This window comes from Cupriavidus gilardii (assembly GCF_017598945.1).
GTDB lineage: Bacteria > Pseudomonadota > Gammaproteobacteria > Burkholderiales > Burkholderiaceae > Cupriavidus > Cupriavidus gilardii_E.
The window spans coordinates 49,742-65,948 of the sequence record NZ_JAGFTW010000058.1; the positions used below are offsets into that span (position 1 = coordinate 49,742).

At 67.9% G+C, this 16,207-nt stretch carries 18 protein-coding genes; 11 read left to right on the forward strand and 7 right to left on the reverse strand.

Annotation, left to right across the window (positions count from 1 at the left end; all coding sequences use genetic code 11):
• Nucleotides 1–52: 52 nt before the first annotated feature.
• Nucleotides 53–520, forward strand: a complete 468-nt coding sequence (locus J5T34_RS21120; RefSeq protein WP_208582826.1) for a GNAT family N-acetyltransferase — start codon at nucleotides 53–55, stop codon at nucleotides 518–520.
• A 19-nt stretch (nucleotides 521–539) separates the two neighbouring features.
• On the opposite strand, the gene phnN is transcribed toward J5T34_RS21120, so the two are convergent.
• The 3 genes from phnN to phnF form a co-directional block, all read right to left on the reverse strand.
• Nucleotides 540–1,139, reverse strand: coding sequence for a phosphonate metabolism protein/1,5-bisphosphokinase (PRPP-forming) PhnN (gene phnN, locus J5T34_RS21125; protein ID WP_208582828.1), 600 nt, complete (start codon nucleotides 1,137–1,139; stop codon nucleotides 540–542).
• Entirely contained in the window at nucleotides 1,136–1,861 is a 726-nt protein-coding gene (locus tag J5T34_RS21130; protein WP_208582830.1) for a DUF1045 domain-containing protein, read from the reverse strand. The genes phnN and J5T34_RS21130 overlap by 4 nt, the downstream gene beginning before the upstream one ends.
• A gap of 136 nt (nucleotides 1,862–1,997) precedes the next feature.
• Nucleotides 1,998–2,732 carry a phosphonate metabolism transcriptional regulator PhnF gene (phnF, locus tag J5T34_RS21135; protein ID WP_208582832.1) on the reverse strand — a complete coding sequence of 245 codons (735 nt, stop codon included), beginning with the start codon at nucleotides 2,730–2,732 and terminating at the stop codon, nucleotides 1,998–2,000.
• A 241-nt stretch (nucleotides 2,733–2,973) separates the two neighbouring features.
• Here phnF and phnG point away from each other — a divergent pair, with 241 nt between their 5' ends.
• The 7 genes from phnG (at nucleotide 2,974) to J5T34_RS21170 (ending at nucleotide 9,081) form a co-directional block, all read left to right on the forward strand.
• Complete coding sequence (gene phnG / locus J5T34_RS21140; RefSeq protein ID WP_432207695.1) at nucleotides 2,974–3,546, forward strand: phosphonate C-P lyase system protein PhnG; 573 nt, start codon at nucleotides 2,974–2,976, stop codon at nucleotides 3,544–3,546.
• Between the two features lies 1 nt (nucleotide 3,547).
• Nucleotides 3,548–4,165 carry a phosphonate C-P lyase system protein PhnH gene (gene phnH, locus J5T34_RS21145; protein ID WP_208582836.1) on the forward strand — a complete coding sequence of 206 codons (618 nt, stop codon included), beginning with the start codon at nucleotides 3,548–3,550 and terminating at the stop codon, nucleotides 4,163–4,165.
• A 1-nt stretch (nucleotide 4,166) separates the two neighbouring features.
• The gene (locus J5T34_RS21150; RefSeq protein WP_208582838.1) at nucleotides 4,167–5,384 is read left to right on the forward strand and encodes a carbon-phosphorus lyase complex subunit PhnI; all 1,218 of its coding nucleotides are present in this window, start codon (nucleotides 4,167–4,169) and stop codon (nucleotides 5,382–5,384) included.
• Nucleotides 5,381–6,295 (forward strand): alpha-D-ribose 1-methylphosphonate 5-phosphate C-P-lyase PhnJ, encoded by a 915-nt coding sequence (locus tag J5T34_RS21155; RefSeq protein WP_208582840.1) that lies wholly within the window; start codon nucleotides 5,381–5,383, stop codon nucleotides 6,293–6,295. Before J5T34_RS21150 ends, J5T34_RS21155 begins: the two co-directional genes overlap by 4 nt.
• Entirely contained in the window at nucleotides 6,292–7,068 is a 777-nt protein-coding gene (phnK, locus tag J5T34_RS21160) for a phosphonate C-P lyase system protein PhnK (RefSeq protein WP_208582842.1), read from the forward strand. Before J5T34_RS21155 ends, phnK begins: the two co-directional genes overlap by 4 nt.
• A 3-nt stretch (nucleotides 7,069–7,071) precedes the next feature.
• Nucleotides 7,072–7,800 carry a phosphonate C-P lyase system protein PhnL gene (gene phnL, locus J5T34_RS21165; RefSeq protein WP_208582844.1) on the forward strand — a complete coding sequence of 243 codons (729 nt, stop codon included), beginning with the start codon at nucleotides 7,072–7,074 and terminating at the stop codon, nucleotides 7,798–7,800.
• A gap of 66 nt (nucleotides 7,801–7,866) precedes the next feature.
• Nucleotides 7,867–9,081, forward strand: a complete 1,215-nt coding sequence (locus tag J5T34_RS21170) for an alpha-D-ribose 1-methylphosphonate 5-triphosphate diphosphatase (protein WP_208582846.1) — start codon at nucleotides 7,867–7,869, stop codon at nucleotides 9,079–9,081.
• A gap of 36 nt (nucleotides 9,082–9,117) precedes the next feature.
• On the opposite strand, the gene J5T34_RS21175 is transcribed toward J5T34_RS21170, so the two are convergent.
• The 4 genes from J5T34_RS21175 to J5T34_RS21190 form a co-directional block, all read right to left on the reverse strand.
• Complete coding sequence (locus J5T34_RS21175) at nucleotides 9,118–10,119, reverse strand: acyl-CoA dehydrogenase (RefSeq protein ID WP_208582855.1); 1,002 nt, start codon at nucleotides 10,117–10,119, stop codon at nucleotides 9,118–9,120.
• 16 nt (nucleotides 10,120–10,135) lie between these two features.
• Nucleotides 10,136–11,293: an acyl-CoA dehydrogenase family protein gene (locus tag J5T34_RS21180; RefSeq protein WP_208582865.1), complete on the reverse strand. Its 1,158-nt coding sequence runs from the start codon at nucleotides 11,291–11,293 to the stop codon at nucleotides 10,136–10,138.
• Nucleotides 11,294–11,370: 77 nt separating this feature from the next.
• Nucleotides 11,371–11,829: a MaoC family dehydratase gene (locus J5T34_RS21185; protein WP_208582867.1), complete on the reverse strand. Its 459-nt coding sequence runs from the start codon at nucleotides 11,827–11,829 to the stop codon at nucleotides 11,371–11,373.
• 45 nt (nucleotides 11,830–11,874) lie between these two features.
• Nucleotides 11,875–13,098, reverse strand: a complete 1,224-nt coding sequence (locus J5T34_RS21190) for a CaiB/BaiF CoA transferase family protein (RefSeq protein ID WP_208582869.1) — start codon at nucleotides 13,096–13,098, stop codon at nucleotides 11,875–11,877.
• 282 nt (nucleotides 13,099–13,380) lie between these two features.
• On the opposite strand from J5T34_RS21190, the gene J5T34_RS21195 reads away from it, so the two are divergent.
• The 3 genes from J5T34_RS21195 to J5T34_RS21205 all read left to right on the forward strand — a co-directional run bounded on the left by J5T34_RS21195 (nucleotide 13,381) and on the right by J5T34_RS21205 (nucleotide 16,199).
• Nucleotides 13,381–14,355: a Bug family tripartite tricarboxylate transporter substrate binding protein gene (locus tag J5T34_RS21195; RefSeq protein ID WP_208583182.1), complete on the forward strand. Its 975-nt coding sequence runs from the start codon at nucleotides 13,381–13,383 to the stop codon at nucleotides 14,353–14,355.
• A gap of 58 nt (nucleotides 14,356–14,413) precedes the next feature.
• Entirely contained in the window at nucleotides 14,414–15,208 is a 795-nt protein-coding gene (locus J5T34_RS21200) for a crotonase/enoyl-CoA hydratase family protein (protein ID WP_208582878.1), read from the forward strand.
• 67 nt (nucleotides 15,209–15,275) lie between these two features.
• Nucleotides 15,276–16,199 carry a LysR family transcriptional regulator gene (locus J5T34_RS21205; RefSeq protein ID WP_208582879.1) on the forward strand — a complete coding sequence of 308 codons (924 nt, stop codon included), beginning with the start codon at nucleotides 15,276–15,278 and terminating at the stop codon, nucleotides 16,197–16,199.
• Nucleotides 16,200–16,207 lie beyond the last annotated feature (8 nt).

Genomic DNA, 16,207 nt, shown 5'->3' on the forward strand with positions numbered 1-16,207 from the left:
ACTTCACTGCGTGCACCCGTCTCGCACGCCGTCGCTATTCCTCTACCACCCTATGCAAGACACCGACCTGATCCTGCGTGAAGTCACGGGCTCCGACACGGAGCTGCAACAGCTCGCCACCCTGCTTGCCACAATGGATGACGAGCCGCCGCTGCCGCTGGCGACCATGCGGGAGCGTTATGCGGAGATGCGCCGCTATCCGAACTATCGCTGCTACTTCATCGGCGAGGCTGGCGCCGCCGGGGACTGGGTGCCGCTGGGCACCTTCGCGCTGCTGGTGTTTCCGGTGATGGTCCACGATGGCCGCCCGGAGGCCATCATCGAATCCGTGGTGGTGGCACCGGCCGCGCGCGGCAAGGGCATCGGCAAGGCGATGATGATGGAAGCGATGCGGCTGGCGCGCGAAGCAGGCGCGGCAAAGCTCGCGCTGTCGTCGAATGCCCGGCGCCTGCGCGCGCACGACTTCTATCGCGGCCTCGGTTTTACCGAGCACGGCCTGAGCTTCAGTACCGCGCTCTGATCGTCAGGTCGCTGCGCCGTCAAGACAGTGCGCCCGCCGGCTTTGCGGCCGGCGCCATGCCGATCGCGTTGGCCAGCGCATCGGCGGCGGACTGCAGCGCCCCGCTATTGTCGATCTCGACGACGCGGCAATCGGCCGGCACGTCGAACGATGCGGCGGCGCGCGCCAGGCGCCGGGCGATCGCCTCTTCCGACTCGCGGCCACGCTGGCGCAGCCGTGCGGCCAGCGCTTCGGGCGACACGCGCACGTGGATCGCGCACAGCGTCGGATAGCGTGCCACCGCTTGCGGCAGGTATTCGCGCGAGCCGTTGACGACGACCTTCAGGCCCCGCTCGAGCCATTGCTCGATCTCGATGCCGATGCCGTAGTGCAGACCATGGCTTTGCCAGTGCATCGCCATGCAGCCGAGCGCCACGCGGCGATGGAATTCCTCGGTCGTCAGCGCGACCGACGCTTCGTTGGCATCCGCCGGGCGGGTGATATAGCGGTGCGCCACGACAAGGCGATCCTCGGCGCTCAGGCGCCCACGCAGCGCCTGCAGCAGCGAATCCTTGCCGCTGCCCGAGGGCCCCATCAGATAGAACAGGCCGCTGCCGTCCACGCGTTGCGGCGCGCTCATGCCGACAGATACGCCGCGCCGGCGCCATCGCTCGCTTGGCCATCGAAGCCATAGTGGCGCGCGACCACGAAGTCGGCGCCCGGCTCCGGCTGCACGAACACGCTGACACTGTCGACCCGCAGCGGCGTGTCGAGCAACGCGCCGGCCGCCGACGACAGCTGGGTCAGCGCCGCGGACTGCCGCTCCGGATCGAGCATGCCGGTCAGCGTGATATGGAAGATGAAGGTGTCGAGCACATACGGGTAGCCCCAGTCGCGCAGCATCTGCTGCTCCAGTGCGGATAGCCGCTCGGGCTTGCGCCGCGCGATCTCGTCCGGCGTGGACGGCGCGCGGAACCGATCGAGTTCCCGCACGCTCGCGTCGGCAAGCTCGTGCATGCGGCGTACGGCGTCGGGCCGATCGGCCAGGCACCAGGCCACGAAGCCGCGCAGCGCGCGCAGCGTCAGCGGGACTTCGAATGGATGCCGGTCGCGGGCGAAGGCCCGCATCGCGCTGTCCAGCATCGCGGGCTCGATGCCTTCGGCCAGTCGGAACGGCGGCTTCAGCGTGGCGTGCAGGCCGTAATGGGCCGGGGCCTCGACCCATTCGGCCGGACGCCCTGCCATCTCGGGTGGGGGCGACACCGGCACGCCGCTGTCGGCATCGCGGCCTAGCCAATGGGTGCCGAAGGTGCGGAACGGCTCGTTGGGAGCCAGGTAGATGGCGTATCGATGCGCCGGCATGGTCGTAATCGGTCGTAGGTCGGTAAGTCCAATCGGCAGGCTAGCCCGGCAAGGTGACAGGCAGATGTCTAGACCAATCGACGAAATCGACGAGCCGGTCGACAAGCCAAACGACGGCACCTGCCTGCGCAGCGGCTCAGTCGGCGTCCGATACCGTCAGCTGAACCCAGTCGCCGGCGAAGCGCGTGACGCTGTACTGCACCGGCGCGCCATCGATATCGACGTTCAATGCCTCGACCTGCAGCACCGGCCTGGTCTTCGGCTGGTTCAGCAGCCGCGCCACCGGCGCGCTCGGCAGCGCCGCCGTGATGCGCGACCACTTGCGAGTGTAGTCGGCGATCCCGCATTGCGCGAGGGCGCGCGAGATCGAGCGCTGCTCGCGCACCTGCGCATCGAGCTGCGGGAAACGCTGGTAATCGAAATAGTGTTCGGCCACGTCGATGGGCCGGCCCTCGGCCTTGCCGACCATCTGTACATGCAGCACCGGTGCGGTGCGGGCGAGCCCGAGATGCCGCGCGACCTCGGGCAGGCGGCTTACCTGGCTGGTGACGACCTCGGTATGGCCGCGCATCCCCTGCGCCGCCAGGTTCTGCGAGAAGCGGGTGCGCCGGGCGATTGCGTAGTCGATCGCATGCTCCTGCACGAAGGTGCCGCGCCCCTGCTCGATCCGCACCAGGCCGCTCTGCTCGAGCTCGCTCATGGCGCGCCGCACGGTGTGGCGATTGACGGCAAAACGCATCGCCAGCTCGGACTCCGGCGGCAGCTGCTCGCCCGGACCATACAGCTTCTTGCGGATGTCATCGGCCAGCGCCTCCCCGATCTGGCGCCATACCGCAACGCCCGAGCCCCGTTCGACTTCTCGATCCGACATCGTTGTGATTCCTCTCGTCATTGAAGCGCGGTCATTCCACACGTCATCGCGCCCTGTCATCGCGCCCTGTCATCGCACGCTGTCATTCAGCGGCCATCGTAGCGTGCGATTGTGCCCGAGCGGCGTGCTCTCGTGCCAGGTGTCCGATCACGCTTCGGGCTCGTCATCAAACAGTCATCCTGCCGTGGTCTAGTAGCGCCGTGCTGTTGCAGATGACATCTACACGTATAGACGTATAGGGATGACGATGAAAGGCGAAACGGGCCATACCCGCGACAATACCCGCGACAATACCCGCGACAATACCCGCGGCAATTCCGGCGGCAATACGGGCAGTCCTGCCGAAGCGTCCCGGGCCGCATGGCTGCGGATCCTGGCGCTGGCGGACACCGACGCGCTCGACGGTGCTTACCGCAAGCTGGGCCAGCAGGCACCGCTGCCGGCCTACCGGCTGCTGCGCAAGCCCGAGTCCGGCATGGCGATGGTGCGCGGGCGTACCGGCGGCACCGGTGCGCAATTCAATCTCGGCGAGATCAGCGTCACGCGTTGCGCGGTGGTGCTGGAACCGGATACGACACAGACCGAAGCCGCGGCGATCGCCGGTGTGGCCTATGTGATGGGCCGCTGCCGCCGCCATGTCGAACAGGCTGCCGTGCTGGACGCGCTGCTGCAGCGGCCGGAGTGGCACCCGCGCGTACAGCAGCTCGTGCTCGAACCGTTGGCGCGCGCCCTCGCCGAACGCGACGCGACCGAGGCGGCCACCGCCGCGCAGACCCGCGTCGAATTTTTCACGATGGCCCGCGGAGAAGACTGAGATGCCGACCCTGCATGTCATACCTACCCAATCCACCGCGGCGCTGCTGCCCGGCTTCGACAATCCCGTCGACGACGCGCAGCAGGTCTTCCGCGCAACGCTGCAGGCCATCTCCCATCCCGGCCGCGTCGAAACGCTGGCCGCCGATTGCGGCGTGCCGGACGGCCTGTCGCTGGCGATGACGGCGCTGCTGCTGACGCTGGCCGATTCCGATACGCCGGTCTGGCTGCCGGCCGACATGGCGGCCTCCGCCGGCGCGTTCCTGCGCTTTCACTGCGGCTGCCCGCTGGTGAACGATGTCGCCGCGGCGCAGTTCGTCTGCGTGCCGGCAGGCCACGTCTGGCCTGCGTTGAATCGCTGTGCCCAAGGAGACCCCGCCTTTCCCGACCGCTCGGCCACGCTGATCGCCGAGGTCGCCTCGCTGAACCAGGGCGACACGCTGACGCTGCGCGGCCCCGGCATCGAGACCACGCGCAATCTGCGGCTCGGCGGCCTGCCGGATGACTTCCGCCGGCAATGGCAAGCCAACCATGCCGGCTTCCCGCTCGGCGTGGACCTGCTTCTGACCGCCGGCGACCGCATTTGCGCGCTGCCGCGCACCACACTGGTGGAGGACTGACATGTACGTTGCAGTCAAGGGCGGAGAACGCGCCATCCTCAACTCGTACCGGCTGGTCGACGCGTATCGCCGCGGCGATCCGTCGGTGCCGGAACTGACGCTGGCGCAGATCCGCGAACAGATGCCTCTCGCCGTGTCGCGCGTGATGGCCGAAGGCTCGCTGTATGACCCGCATCTGGCCGCGCTGGCATTGAAGCAGGCCGCAGGAGACCAGATCGAGGCGGTCTTCCTGCTGCGCGCGTATCGCACCACGCTGGCACGCTTCGGCTATACGGTGCCGCTCGACACCGGCGCGATGCGGCTGCGCCGGCGAATCTCGTCGACGTTCAAGGATGTGCCGGGCGGGCAGATCCTCGGCCCGACCTACGACTACACGCAGCGGCTGCTCGACTTCTCGCTCGAGGCCGAAGGCGCCCCGCCGCCCGCCGGCGCACCGGCCGCGGCACCGCCAGCCACCGCCGACGCGCAACGGATGCCGCGCGTGACCGACCTGCTGCAAGCCGACGACCTGATCGAAGCGGAGCCGATTCCGCCCGGCGATCCGGCCCCGGCGGATCTGACGCGCGAGCCGCTGACTTTCCCGGCCAACCGTCCCGCGCGGCTGCAGAATCTGGCGCGGGCCGACGAAGGCTTTCTGCTGTCGATGGGCTATTCGACGCAGCGCGGCTACGGCAATTCGCATCCGTTCGCAGCCGAGATCCGCTACGGCACCGCGGAGGTCGAGCTGTTCGTCGAAGAGCTCGGCTTTGCCGTGACGATCGGCGAGATCGAGCTGACCGAATGCCAGATGATCAACGACTTTGCCGGCAATGCCGAGGAAGCGCCCTGCTTTACCCGCGGCTATGGGCTGGTGTTCGGCTACAACGAGCGCAAGGCAATGTCGATGGCGCTGGTCGATCGCGCGATGCGCGCCGCGGAACTGGGCGAAGCCGCCGACAACCCGGCCAACGACATCGAATTCATGCTGTATCACAGCGACAACGTCGAGGCCTCCGGCTTCGTCCAGCATCTGAAGCTGCCGCATTACGTGGACTTCCAGACCAATCTCGAACTGCTGCGCCGGCTGCAGGCTAAGCGGCAAGCGGCCGGACCGGTAGCCAGTGCGCCGACGACTACGGCGTCGACCACGGCGTCGACGACGGCAACGACTACGACAACGGCAACAGGCCACAACGAAGCGGCGCAGCAGTGCCAACCGCACGAGGAGAGCGTCGCATGACGACCGCCATCGCATCGCCTTCGGTGGAAGACACCACGCCCGACAGTCACTACAACTTCGGCTACCTCGACGAATCGACCAAACGCATGCTGCGGCGCGCCCTGCTCAAGGCGGTGGCGATTCCCGGCTACCAGGTCCCATTCGGCAGCCGCGAGATGCCGCTGCCCTATGGGTGGGGCACCGGCGGCATCCAGGTGACCGCGGCCATCATCGGGCGTCAGGACGTGCTCAAGGTCATCGACCAGGGCTCGGACGACACCACCAATGCCATCAACATCCGCCGCTTCTTCGGCAGGGTGACCGGCGTACGGACCACGGAACGCACGGCGCAGGCGAGCATCATCCAGACCCGCCATCGCATCCCCGAAACACCGCTGCGCGAAGGCCAGACGATGGTGTTCCAGGTACCGATTCCCGAGCCGTTGCGCTGGCTGGAGCCCAGCGAAACGGAGACCCGAACGATGCATGCGCTGGCCGAATACGGCGCCATGCACGTCAAGCTCTACGAAGACATCGCGCGTCACGGCCATATCGCCACCACGTACGACTATCCCGTCATCGTCAACCAGCGCTACATGATGCGGCCCTCGCCGATCCCGAAGTTCGACAATCCGAAGCTCGACCGCAACCCGGCGCTGATGCTGTTCGGCGCCGGCCGCGAGAAACGCGTCTACGCGGTGCCGCCCTACACCTCGGTCAAGAGCCTGGACTTCGTCGACCATCCGTTCACGGTCGAGAAGTGGTCGAGCTGCTGCGCGCAGTGCGGCGCCACCGACAGCTATCTCGACGAGATCATCACCGACGACGCCGGTACGCGCCTGTTCGTCTGCTCGGACACCGAGTACTGCGCCGATCGCCAGGCACGACAGGCTGCCGGCCGCCCGGATGCGGCGGCGGGAGGTGCGCAATGAACGCGACGCCCTTGCTGTCGGTGCGCGGACTGACCCGCACCTGGGACGGCGTCCACGGTTGCCATGACGTCAGCTTCGACCTGTATCCCGGCGAAGTGCTGTGCATCGTCGGCGAATCCGGTTCGGGCAAGAGCACCTTGCTGCAGGCGCTGTCGATGCAGGCGCCGGCCCAGCGCGGCACCGTCAGCTACGACATGCGCGAGTCCGGCTTGACGGACCTTGCCACGCTGTCGAACGCGCGGCTGCGCCTGCTGGCTCGTACCGACTGGGGCTTCGTGCATCAGCACGCCCGCGACGGCCTGCGGATGCAGGTCAGCGCCGGCGCCAACATCGCCGAGCGGCTGATGGCGGTCGGACAGCGCCATTACGGCGAGCTGCGCGAGGTTGCCGGCGCCTGGCTGGAGAAGATGGAGATCGACCTCGCGCGGCTGGACGACACGCCGCACGCGTTCTCCGGCGGCATGCAGCAGCGCCTGCAGATCGCCCGCAATCTGGTCACGCATCCGCGCCTGGTCTTCATGGACGAGCCCACCGCATCGCTGGACGTCTCGGTACAGGCCCGGCTGCTCGATCTGCTGCGCCGGCTGGTATCGGACCTCGGGCTCGCGGCCATTCTGGTCACGCACGATCTCGCCGTGGCACGGCTGCTGGCCCATCGCACGCTGGTGATGCAGGGCGGACGCGTGGTCGAGCAAGGCCTGACCGATCAGATCCTCGACGATCCGCAGCATCCGTATACGCAGCTGCTGGTCTCTTCCATTCTGCAGGGTTGAGCCATGACGCAAGCAGAGCGCTCACAGACGTTGATCGAGGTCCGCGGCCTCGGCAAGATGTTCACCTTGCACAACCAGGGCGGCATCCGCCTGCCGGTGCTGCAAGCGGTCGATTTCGACGCCGCGCGGGGCGAGTGCCTGGTGTTGTCGGGCCGCTCCGGCACCGGCAAAAGCACCTTGCTGCGATGCCTGTATGGCAACTACCTGGCCACCGAAGGCAGCATCCGGCTGCGCGATACCAGTGCGGAGGGCGCGCCCTGGGTCGAACTGACCGGCGCGCCGGAGCAGCGCGTGCTGAAGCTGCGCCGCGACGTGATCGGCTATGTCAGCCAGTTCCTGCGCGCGATTCCGCGTGTCGGCGCGCTCGACGTCGTGGCCGATCCACTGCAGCAGCGCGGCGTCGACCGCCAGGTGGCACGCGAGCGTGCGGCGGCGCTGCTGGAACGCCTGAACCTGCCGCGCCGGCTCTGGGACCTGCCACCCGCAACGTTTTCCGGCGGCGAGCAGCAGCGCGTCAATATCGCGCGCGGGCTGGTCGGCGGCCATTCGATCCTGCTGCTGGACGAGCCAACCGCCTCGCTCGACGCCGACAATCGCGCCGTGGTGATCGCGCTGATCCGGGAGGCGCTGGCCGAGGGGCGCTGCCTGATCGGCATCTTCCACGACGAGGCGGTCCGCGATGCGGTCGCCACGCGCCTGCTGCCCCTGCAGCCGGCCGCCGTCGCCGCATGACCGGAACCCGAACCACCTTATCTGCATCTCAGCCCGCATCCACACAGAAACGACACGGAGCCGGACATGTCCGCCACTTATCTGACGCACGTTACCCTGGTGCTGCCCGATGGCGTGCTGCAAGACAGCGCGCTGCTGATCGACGATGGCCGTATCGCCGCGATCGAACCCGACCCCGCCTCGGTACCGGCGCTTGCCAACGTGATGGCGCTGCCGGGCCACACGGTAATGCCCGGCCTGATCGACGTCCATTGCGACGCGATCGAAAAGGAAGTGGAACCGCGCGCCAGCGTGCTGTTCCCGATGGATTTCGCGGTCGCACAGGTCGACCGGCGCAATGCGGCGGCCGGCATCACCACGCCCTATCACGCACTGTCCTTCGCCAACAACCAGTTCGGCGTGCGCAACAACGACACGGCCGCCGCGCTGGTGCGCACCGTGGCGGCCTATCGCGACCACAGCCTGGTCGACAACCGCATCCACTGCCGCTATGAAGTGACCGATGCCGCCGCCGTGCCGGTGCTCGAAATGCTGATGCTGGAAGGTATCGTCGATCTGCTTTCGGTGATGGACCATTCGCCGGGACAGGGCCAGTTCAAGACCCTCGACGCCTACCTCGCCTACATGATGGGCAATCACGGCATGAGCCGCGAGGAAGCGGCCGATGCCGCGGCAAAGAAGGTCGAACAGCGCGAAGGGGCACACGAACGCGTCGGCCGGCTGCTCTCCAGGGCGCACGAACTCGGCGTTCCGACCGCCAGCCACGACGACGACTCGCCGCAGCGGATCGCGGCGATGCAGGCCTTGGGCGTGCGCATGAGCGAGTTTCCGATCAACCTCGAGACCGCGCAGGCCGCCGCCGAGCGCGCGCTGCCGACCATCCTCGGCGCCCCGAACGTGCTGCGCGGCCGCAGCCAGAGCGGTTCGATGCGCGCGATCGATGCGATCCAGGCGGGCGTCGGCCATATCCTCTGTTCGGACTACCAGCCCTCGACGCTGATCGCCGCTGCCTTTGCCGCGGCGCGCCTGGCCGAGCTGCCGCTGAACGAGGCGGCCGCCCTGGTCACCGCCAATCCGGCGGACGCCTGTCTGCTGCACGATCGCGGCCGGCTGGCGCCGGGACTGCGCGCGGACGTGATTGCGGTGGCCCATGTGGCAGGCCAACCGTTGGTCACGCATACCTGGGCGGCGGGCCGGCTGGTGTTTGCGGCGGGATATCGGGCCGTGCCGGACGCTGCGGGACGGCCGCAAACGCGAGAGAAGGTCTTCGAGGCGGCGTGAATCGCGGACGGCGCGCTGACGCGGGCGCTGCCCGTGTCAGCGCGCCGTGCAGTCCGTTACCGAGCGAATGAAGTCGACCACGGACGCCTGTCCTGACGCCAGGCAGGCGGCCCCGATCATCGGGTCCCAGAACGCTTCGGAGCCGTGGGCCATGCGCCATTGATGGAGCCGCCGCGTCAGCAACTGCAGGTCGTATTCCTCGGTAATGCCGATTGCGCCGTGCAGCGCGTGCGCGGTGGCGGCGATGGTGGCGGCGGCCTCGCTGGTCCTTGCCTTGGCGACGGCCGCGGCCATGCGGTCCGGCTGCTCGCCATCGCCGGCAAACGCGATCTGCGCGGCGATGCGGGCGGCGGCCGCCAGTTCGGCCATCACGCTGAGCTGGTGCTGCACGGCCTGGAACTTGCCGATCGGCCGGCCAAACTGCGATCGGTCATTGCAGAACTGCAGCGTGAGATCGAGCACGCGTCGTCCAGCGCCGGCGATCAACGCCGCATGCAATGCCGCGCCCCATGCCGCAACGTCGGCACCCGCCGACGGCACGGCCACCGGGATGGCGCTCGCCGGCCAGCGCAGCGTCGCGGCCTGATCGCGGTGGACGCCGGTCGCCGCCCGGTCTGCCTTGTCTGCGTCAAGCAGCAGCAGGTCGCCGTCGCGTGCCAGCAGCACGTGGTCGGCGATCGCGCCGTACGGGGTGACCGGGCAGACCACGCTGCCGTCGGTGTCGCGCAGTCCGGTCTGTGCCAGCGTGATCATCCCGGCGGGAACCGGCAAACCAGCACGGCAAAGCAACGCCCGCGCGGCGACCGACTGGGCCAGCGGCACCGGCAGCGGATACCGTCCCATGCCGATCAATACCGGCGCCAGCTCGGGCAGCGTCAGGCCGGCCCCGCCCTCCTCCTCCGGCACCAGCAGCTCCAGGAATCCGGCGTCGGCGATGGCGCCCCACAACGCCCGCGGACTGCCTCCGGCCTCGATCGCCCGCACCGCGCCAGGCGTGCAGGCATCCTGCAGAATCGCTTCGATCGCTTCGACGAACATGGTGTTCTCCTCGAACCTAGCGCAGGCCCAGGCTGCGCGCGATCATGCCGCGCAGGATTTCGCGCGTGCCGCCACGCAACGAGAACGTCGGCGAAATCTGGCTCAAATAGCTGACGGTGCGATACCACTCGGCATCGACAAGGTTGGCCGGATCGGCTGCGATGGCGGCTTCGAGCGCCGCCGGAATCTGCTGCTCCAGGGTCGTGCCGAGATCCTTGACCAATGCAGCCTCCGCCACTGGACTCTGACCGGCAGCGAGCCTCGCCGTCACGGCGATCGACATCTGCCGCAGCGTGGCCAGGTGCGAGCAGAAGCGACCCAACAGCGCCTGTTGCTCCGGCGTGGCGCCATCGCGGCGCAGGCGCGTGGCCCACAGGTCCAGCAGCACCACGCTCGAGTAGATCCGTTCCGGGCCGCTGCGCTCGAAGGCCAGCTCGGCATTGACCTGCTCCCAGCCGCTGCCTTCGTTGCCGATCAGCGCATCGTCGTCGAGCACCACGTTGTCGAACACGACCTCGGCAAAATGCGCATCGCCGGTCAGATCTTCGATCGGCCGCACGGTGACGCCGGGCAATGACAGGTCGACGATGAACTGCGACAGCCCCTTCTGCTTGTCCTCGGGCACGCCCGAGGTGCGCACCAGCGCGATCATGTACTGGCAGTGCGGCGCATTGGTGGTCCAGATCTTCTGGCCGTTCAGCGACCAGCCATTGGCGGTGCGCGTCGCACGACTGCGCACGCTGGCCAGGTCCGATCCCGAATTGGGCTCGCTCATGCCGATGCAGAAAAACGTCTCGCCACGGCAGATGGCCGGCAGATAACGGCGCTTCTGCGCCTCGGTGCCGTAGCGCAGGATCAGCGGACCGCTCTGGCGATCGGCGATCCAGTGGGCGGCGACCGGTGCGCCGGCGGCCAGCAATTCCTCCACCAGCACGAAGCGGCGGAACGGATCGAGCCCGGCGCCGCCGTATTCGGGCGGCAACGTGATACCGACCCAGCCGCGCGCGGCCAGCCGGCGGCTGAACGCCGCGTCGAAGCCCATCCACGAGCGTGCGCGGCGATCGGCCGGCGCGGCCGGCAGTTCCGCGGCGAGAAAGCGTTTCACTTCGGTGCGGAAGGCCTCCGCCTCGGGCGGCAGGCTGGCACGGACGAAGCTATCGAGAAGGCTGGACACTGCGGTCGGCTCCGATGCGTTCGATGTTCGATGGGTTCATGGTCGGCCCCGTGCTGCCGGTCTCAGTGGCTGGCGGCTCAGTAGCGCATCTGGATCAGCCAGGTCGCGACCATGGCGGGCCGCTCGGCACCCTCTACCTGCAGCTCGACCTGCCAGAAGCAGCGGACCTCGCCGGGCCGCACGTCCTCGACCCGCTGCAGCGCGAAGGTGCCGCGCAGACGCGAGCCGGCCGGCACCGCGCCGGTGAAGCGGATGCGGTCGAAGCCGTAGTTCAGCGACAGCTTGCGGTTGGCGAAGCGGTAGCACTGGCCGAACGCGGCGGTGACCATCGACAGCGTCAGCAGCCCGTGCGCGATGGTGCAACCGTAAAGCGATTCGGCGGCCGCGCGAACCGGGTCGACATGGATCCACTGCCGGTCGTGCGTCAGTTCGGCGAACGTATCGATGGTGCCCTGATCCAGCGTGACATAGCCGCTGACCGCGGCCGGAGCGCCGACCAACGCGCGCAGCTCGTCAAGGGAGGCGATGGTCTGCATGGTGCGTTCCGTTGCTTGGTCCCCGCGCAGGACAGCGAACTGCCTTCATATCACCCCCTTCGCGCGCAGCGCGTCCAGCCGCGCGTCGTCGAAGCCGAGCTTCTCGCGCAGCACCGCCTCGGTGTGCTCGCCCAGCATCGGTGCGGCGCCTTCGTACTGGATCGGCGTGGCCGACAGCCGGATCGGATTGGCAAGGCCCGGCGCCTGCACGCCGGCGCCGTGGGGCAGCGACAGCTGCATGCCGCGATGGCGCACCTGCTCGTCCTCGAAGACCTGCCGCATGTCGTAGATCGGCCCGCATGGCACGTTGGCCGCTTCCATGCGATCGACCCACTCGGTCATCGTGCGCGTCAGCATCGCTTCGGCGATCTGCGGAATCAGCGCCTCGCGGTTGCGGTTGCGCTGACCCGCGGAGGTGAAACGCGGGTCGGTGGCAAGCTCCGGGCGGCCGATCACCTCGCACAACGCGGCGTATTGCGCGTCGTTGCCGACCGCGACGATGACATCGCCCTCGCGGCAGCGGAACACCTGGTACGGCACCATGTTCGAATGGGCGTTGCCCATGCGCTGCGGGACCTTGCCCGACAGGAAGTAGTTGATCGCCTGGTACGAGTTGATGGTCACCACGCAGTCGAGCAGCGCCATGTCGATGTACTGCCCTTCGTCGCTGACATTGCGGTGCTCCAGCGCGGCCAGGATCGCCGTGGTTGCATACATGCCGGTCAACAGGTCGGTGATGGCAATGCCGGACTTGATCGGCCCGCCGCCTGGTTCATCGTCCGGCAGGCCGGTGATGCTCATCAACCCACCCATGCCCTGGAACACGAAGTCATAGCCCGGCAGCGCCGCATAGGGGCCGGACTGGCCGAAGCCGGTGATCGAGCAGTAGACCAGGCGCGGATTGAGCGCGCGCAGATCGTCGTAGCCCAGGCCGTAGCGCGCCAGCGTGCCGACCTTGTAGTTCTCGACTACCACATCGGCGTCGCGCGCCAGCTCACGGATGATCTGCTGGCCCTCGGACTTGGCAAGGTCCACGGTGATCGACTTCTTGCCGCGATTCGCGCTGAGAAAGTACGACGAGTCGGCGGTTTCCCGGCCGTCGGCGTCCTTCAGGAACGGCGGGCCCCAGGCACGGGTGTCGTCCCCCACGCGGGGACGTTCGACCTTGATGACCTCGGCACCCATGTCGGCGAGATTCTGCGTCGCCCAGGGTCCGGCCAGGATGCGGGTCAGGTCCAGAACCTTGATATGTGCCAGTGCGCCTTTCACCGGTGGTCTCCTGTGGCTGCGATTGGGGCCAAGCGTAATGAAGGCGTACGTGGTGCGTCCAATATCGATTCGCCATCGATCGATACACGGCGTTTATCGCGGTGTTTATCGCGGCGTTTATCGCGGCGTTTATTGGTATCCCGCCGACATCGGGCCGTGGGCGATAAGTTTTGTATATCGCCAAGCGCCGAATTCATATTGGACAGGCCGCCGAGCTGTCTCTTAGCCTTGCGCTCAAGCTTCGCAGCCATGACGAGGCGCCGACTGGAGAGAGACATGCTGATGACCCGTCCGGGCCGGCTGGTGGCCGCCGCCCTGTGCCTGACCGCGCTGTCGCTGAGCGTTGCCGCACCGGCGCGCACGGACTATCCGAACCGGCCGATCCGCCTGGTGGTGTCCTTTCCGCCCGGCAGCGGCACCGATTCCACCGCGCGTTACGTCGCGCGCAAGCTGGAGGAAAAGACCGGCCAGTCGGTCGTGGTCGAGAACCGGCCGGGCGGCAACAGCTTTATCGCGGTGCAGACGGTGACCCGCGCCGAGCCCGACGGCTACACGCTGCTGTTGGCCAGCAATTCACCGGTGGCGACCAATGTCGCGATGTTCCGGCAGCTGCCCTACGATCCGGTCGCAGAACTGGCGCCGATCGCCCGGCTCGGCGTTGGCGCGATGGCGCTGGTGGTCAATCCCGCCTCGCCGTTCCACACGGTCGCGGAACTGGTCGCCCATGCCCGCCAGCAGCCGGGCAAGCTCAATTACGGCGCAGGCAGCGCGTCCTATCAGATCGCGACAGAACTGTTCCTGACGCAGGGGCAAATCAAGGCGAACCATGTGCCCTACAAGGGAGCGGCCCCCGCGCTGACCGATGTCGCGGCGGGCCAGGTCGATTTCGCCTTCGCCGACTACGGTGCGGTGCTGCCGCTGCTGCAAGGCGGCAAGCTGCGGCTGCTGGCGGTAACCAGCGAAAAACGGCTGGCCACGCAACCGAATACGCCTACGCTGCAGGAGAGCGGGTTTCCCGGCTACTTCATGGTCAACTGGACCGCGGCCTTCGCGCCCGCGAAGACACCGCGCCCGGTTGTCGAGAAGCTGGAGAAGCTGCTGCTGGAGATCAATGCCGCGCCAGAGACGGCCGAGTTCTTCGCCCGCACCAACTGGGACGTCTTTACCGGCAACGCCGCAGAACTGCGGCGCTTCCAGCTGGCCGAGATACGCAAATGGTCGGATGCGGCGACGCGTGCCGGCATTCCGAAGCAATAAGCCCACCGACGACGACAGCGGGCGACCCCTTCCGACCACCATCCGAACGAGGACCACCATGAGCCAATTCCTGGACTACGCGCAACAGGGTCATATCGTGACCCTGACCTTGAATGAGCCCGCGCGGCGCAATCCGTTGACCGGCAACAGCGCGGTGGACGAACTCGTCGAAGCGGTCGATCGCATCGACGGCGACGACTCGGTGCGCGCGGTGATCCTGACCGGCGCCGGCACCGTGTTCTCGACCGGCGGCGATATCCGCGACATGGAGCGGCAGGCATCGGGCACGGTGCCCGGCATGGAGATCCGGCGCGACTACCGCCGCGGCATCCAGCGCCTGCCGCTGGCCTTGTTCAATCTCGAGGTGCCCGTGATCGCCGCGGTCAACGGGCCGGCGATGGGCGCGGGACTCGATCTCGCGTGCATGTGCGATCTGCGCATCGCCGCCGAGACCGCGCAGTTCGCCGAGAGCTTCGTGCGGCTGGGCATCATTCCGGGCGACGGTGGAGCCTGGCTGCTGCCGCGGGTCGTCGGCCTGTCGCGCGCCGCGGAAATGATCTTCACCGGCTTGCCGATCGACGCCGCAAAGGCGCTGGAATGGAACCTGGTGTCGCAGGTGGTTCCGGCCGATCAGCTGCTGCCGACCGCGATGCGGCTTGCCGAGGCCATCGCCGCCAATCCACCGCAAGCCGTGCGGCTCGCCAAACGGCTGCTGCGGGAGGGCATGCACACGCGGCTCGACACGCTGCTGGAGATGTCCGCCACGTTCCAGGCGATGTGCCACCAGACCGAGGAGCATCGGCACGCGGTCAAGGCCTTCCTCGAAAAACGGAAGCCGGCGTCCCGAAGCTGATCGGCGGGCGCCGCGCCGGCGGTGGGTAAGATGTGGGCTTCGCCACTGCCCGCGCGCCGCCCTGCCCATGGATTTCCGACGCATTCGGCATTTCGTCGTTCTTGCGGAAACGCTGAACTTTCGCCGCGCCGCCGAACGGCTGCATATCGCACAGCCTGCGCTGACCGTTTCGATCCAGAAACTGGAACAGGAGCTCGAAACGCAGTTGTTCGTGCGCGAGACGCGCGGTGTCACGCTGACGCCGAGCGGCCACGCGGCGCTCGCCGAGGCGCGGCGCATTCTCTTTCATGCGGGCCATTTTCGCGAGGCCGCCCATGCCGCGGCCAGCGGCATGGGCGGCACGCTGCGTATCGGTTTCGTCGGCTCGACCACGTATCACCTGCTGCCACAACTGGTGTCGCGCTTTCGCGCCGAATATCCCGCGGTCGAACTGACGCTGAAGGAGGCCACCTCGGCTTCGATCGTCAAGCAGCTCGAGGACGAGGCGCTGGACGTTGGCCTGGTCCGTATCCCGCTGCTGCAAGCCGGCAGAATCACGCTCGCCCCGCTGGAGCACGACCGCTTCGTCGTCGCGCTGCCGCGCCATCATCCGCTCGCCGGGCATCGCTCGCTGTCGCTGGCCGAACTGGCCGACGAACGCTTCGTGATGTACGCCCGCGAAGAAGCCTCGGGCCTGCACGCGGCTGCGATGACCGCGTGCCAGCTGGGCGGCTTCCAGCCCCGCATCGCGCAGATCGCGACGCAGATCCAGACCGTGATGGCGCTGGTCGAAAGCGGTCTCGGCATCGCGCTGGTGCCGTCGATCATGCATCGCTTCGCCAACGCGCGGCTGGCCTGCATCCCGATTGAAGACATGCCCGAGGCCGCCGCGATCGGCCTGGCGCTGGCCTATTGCGAGGAAACAGAGAGCCCGGCCGGACGGCATTTCCGGCAGGTCGCGCAATCCGTGTTCCCCGTCGAGGGATCGGCCGCGGCGCCGTCGGTACGCTGACCGGCTGC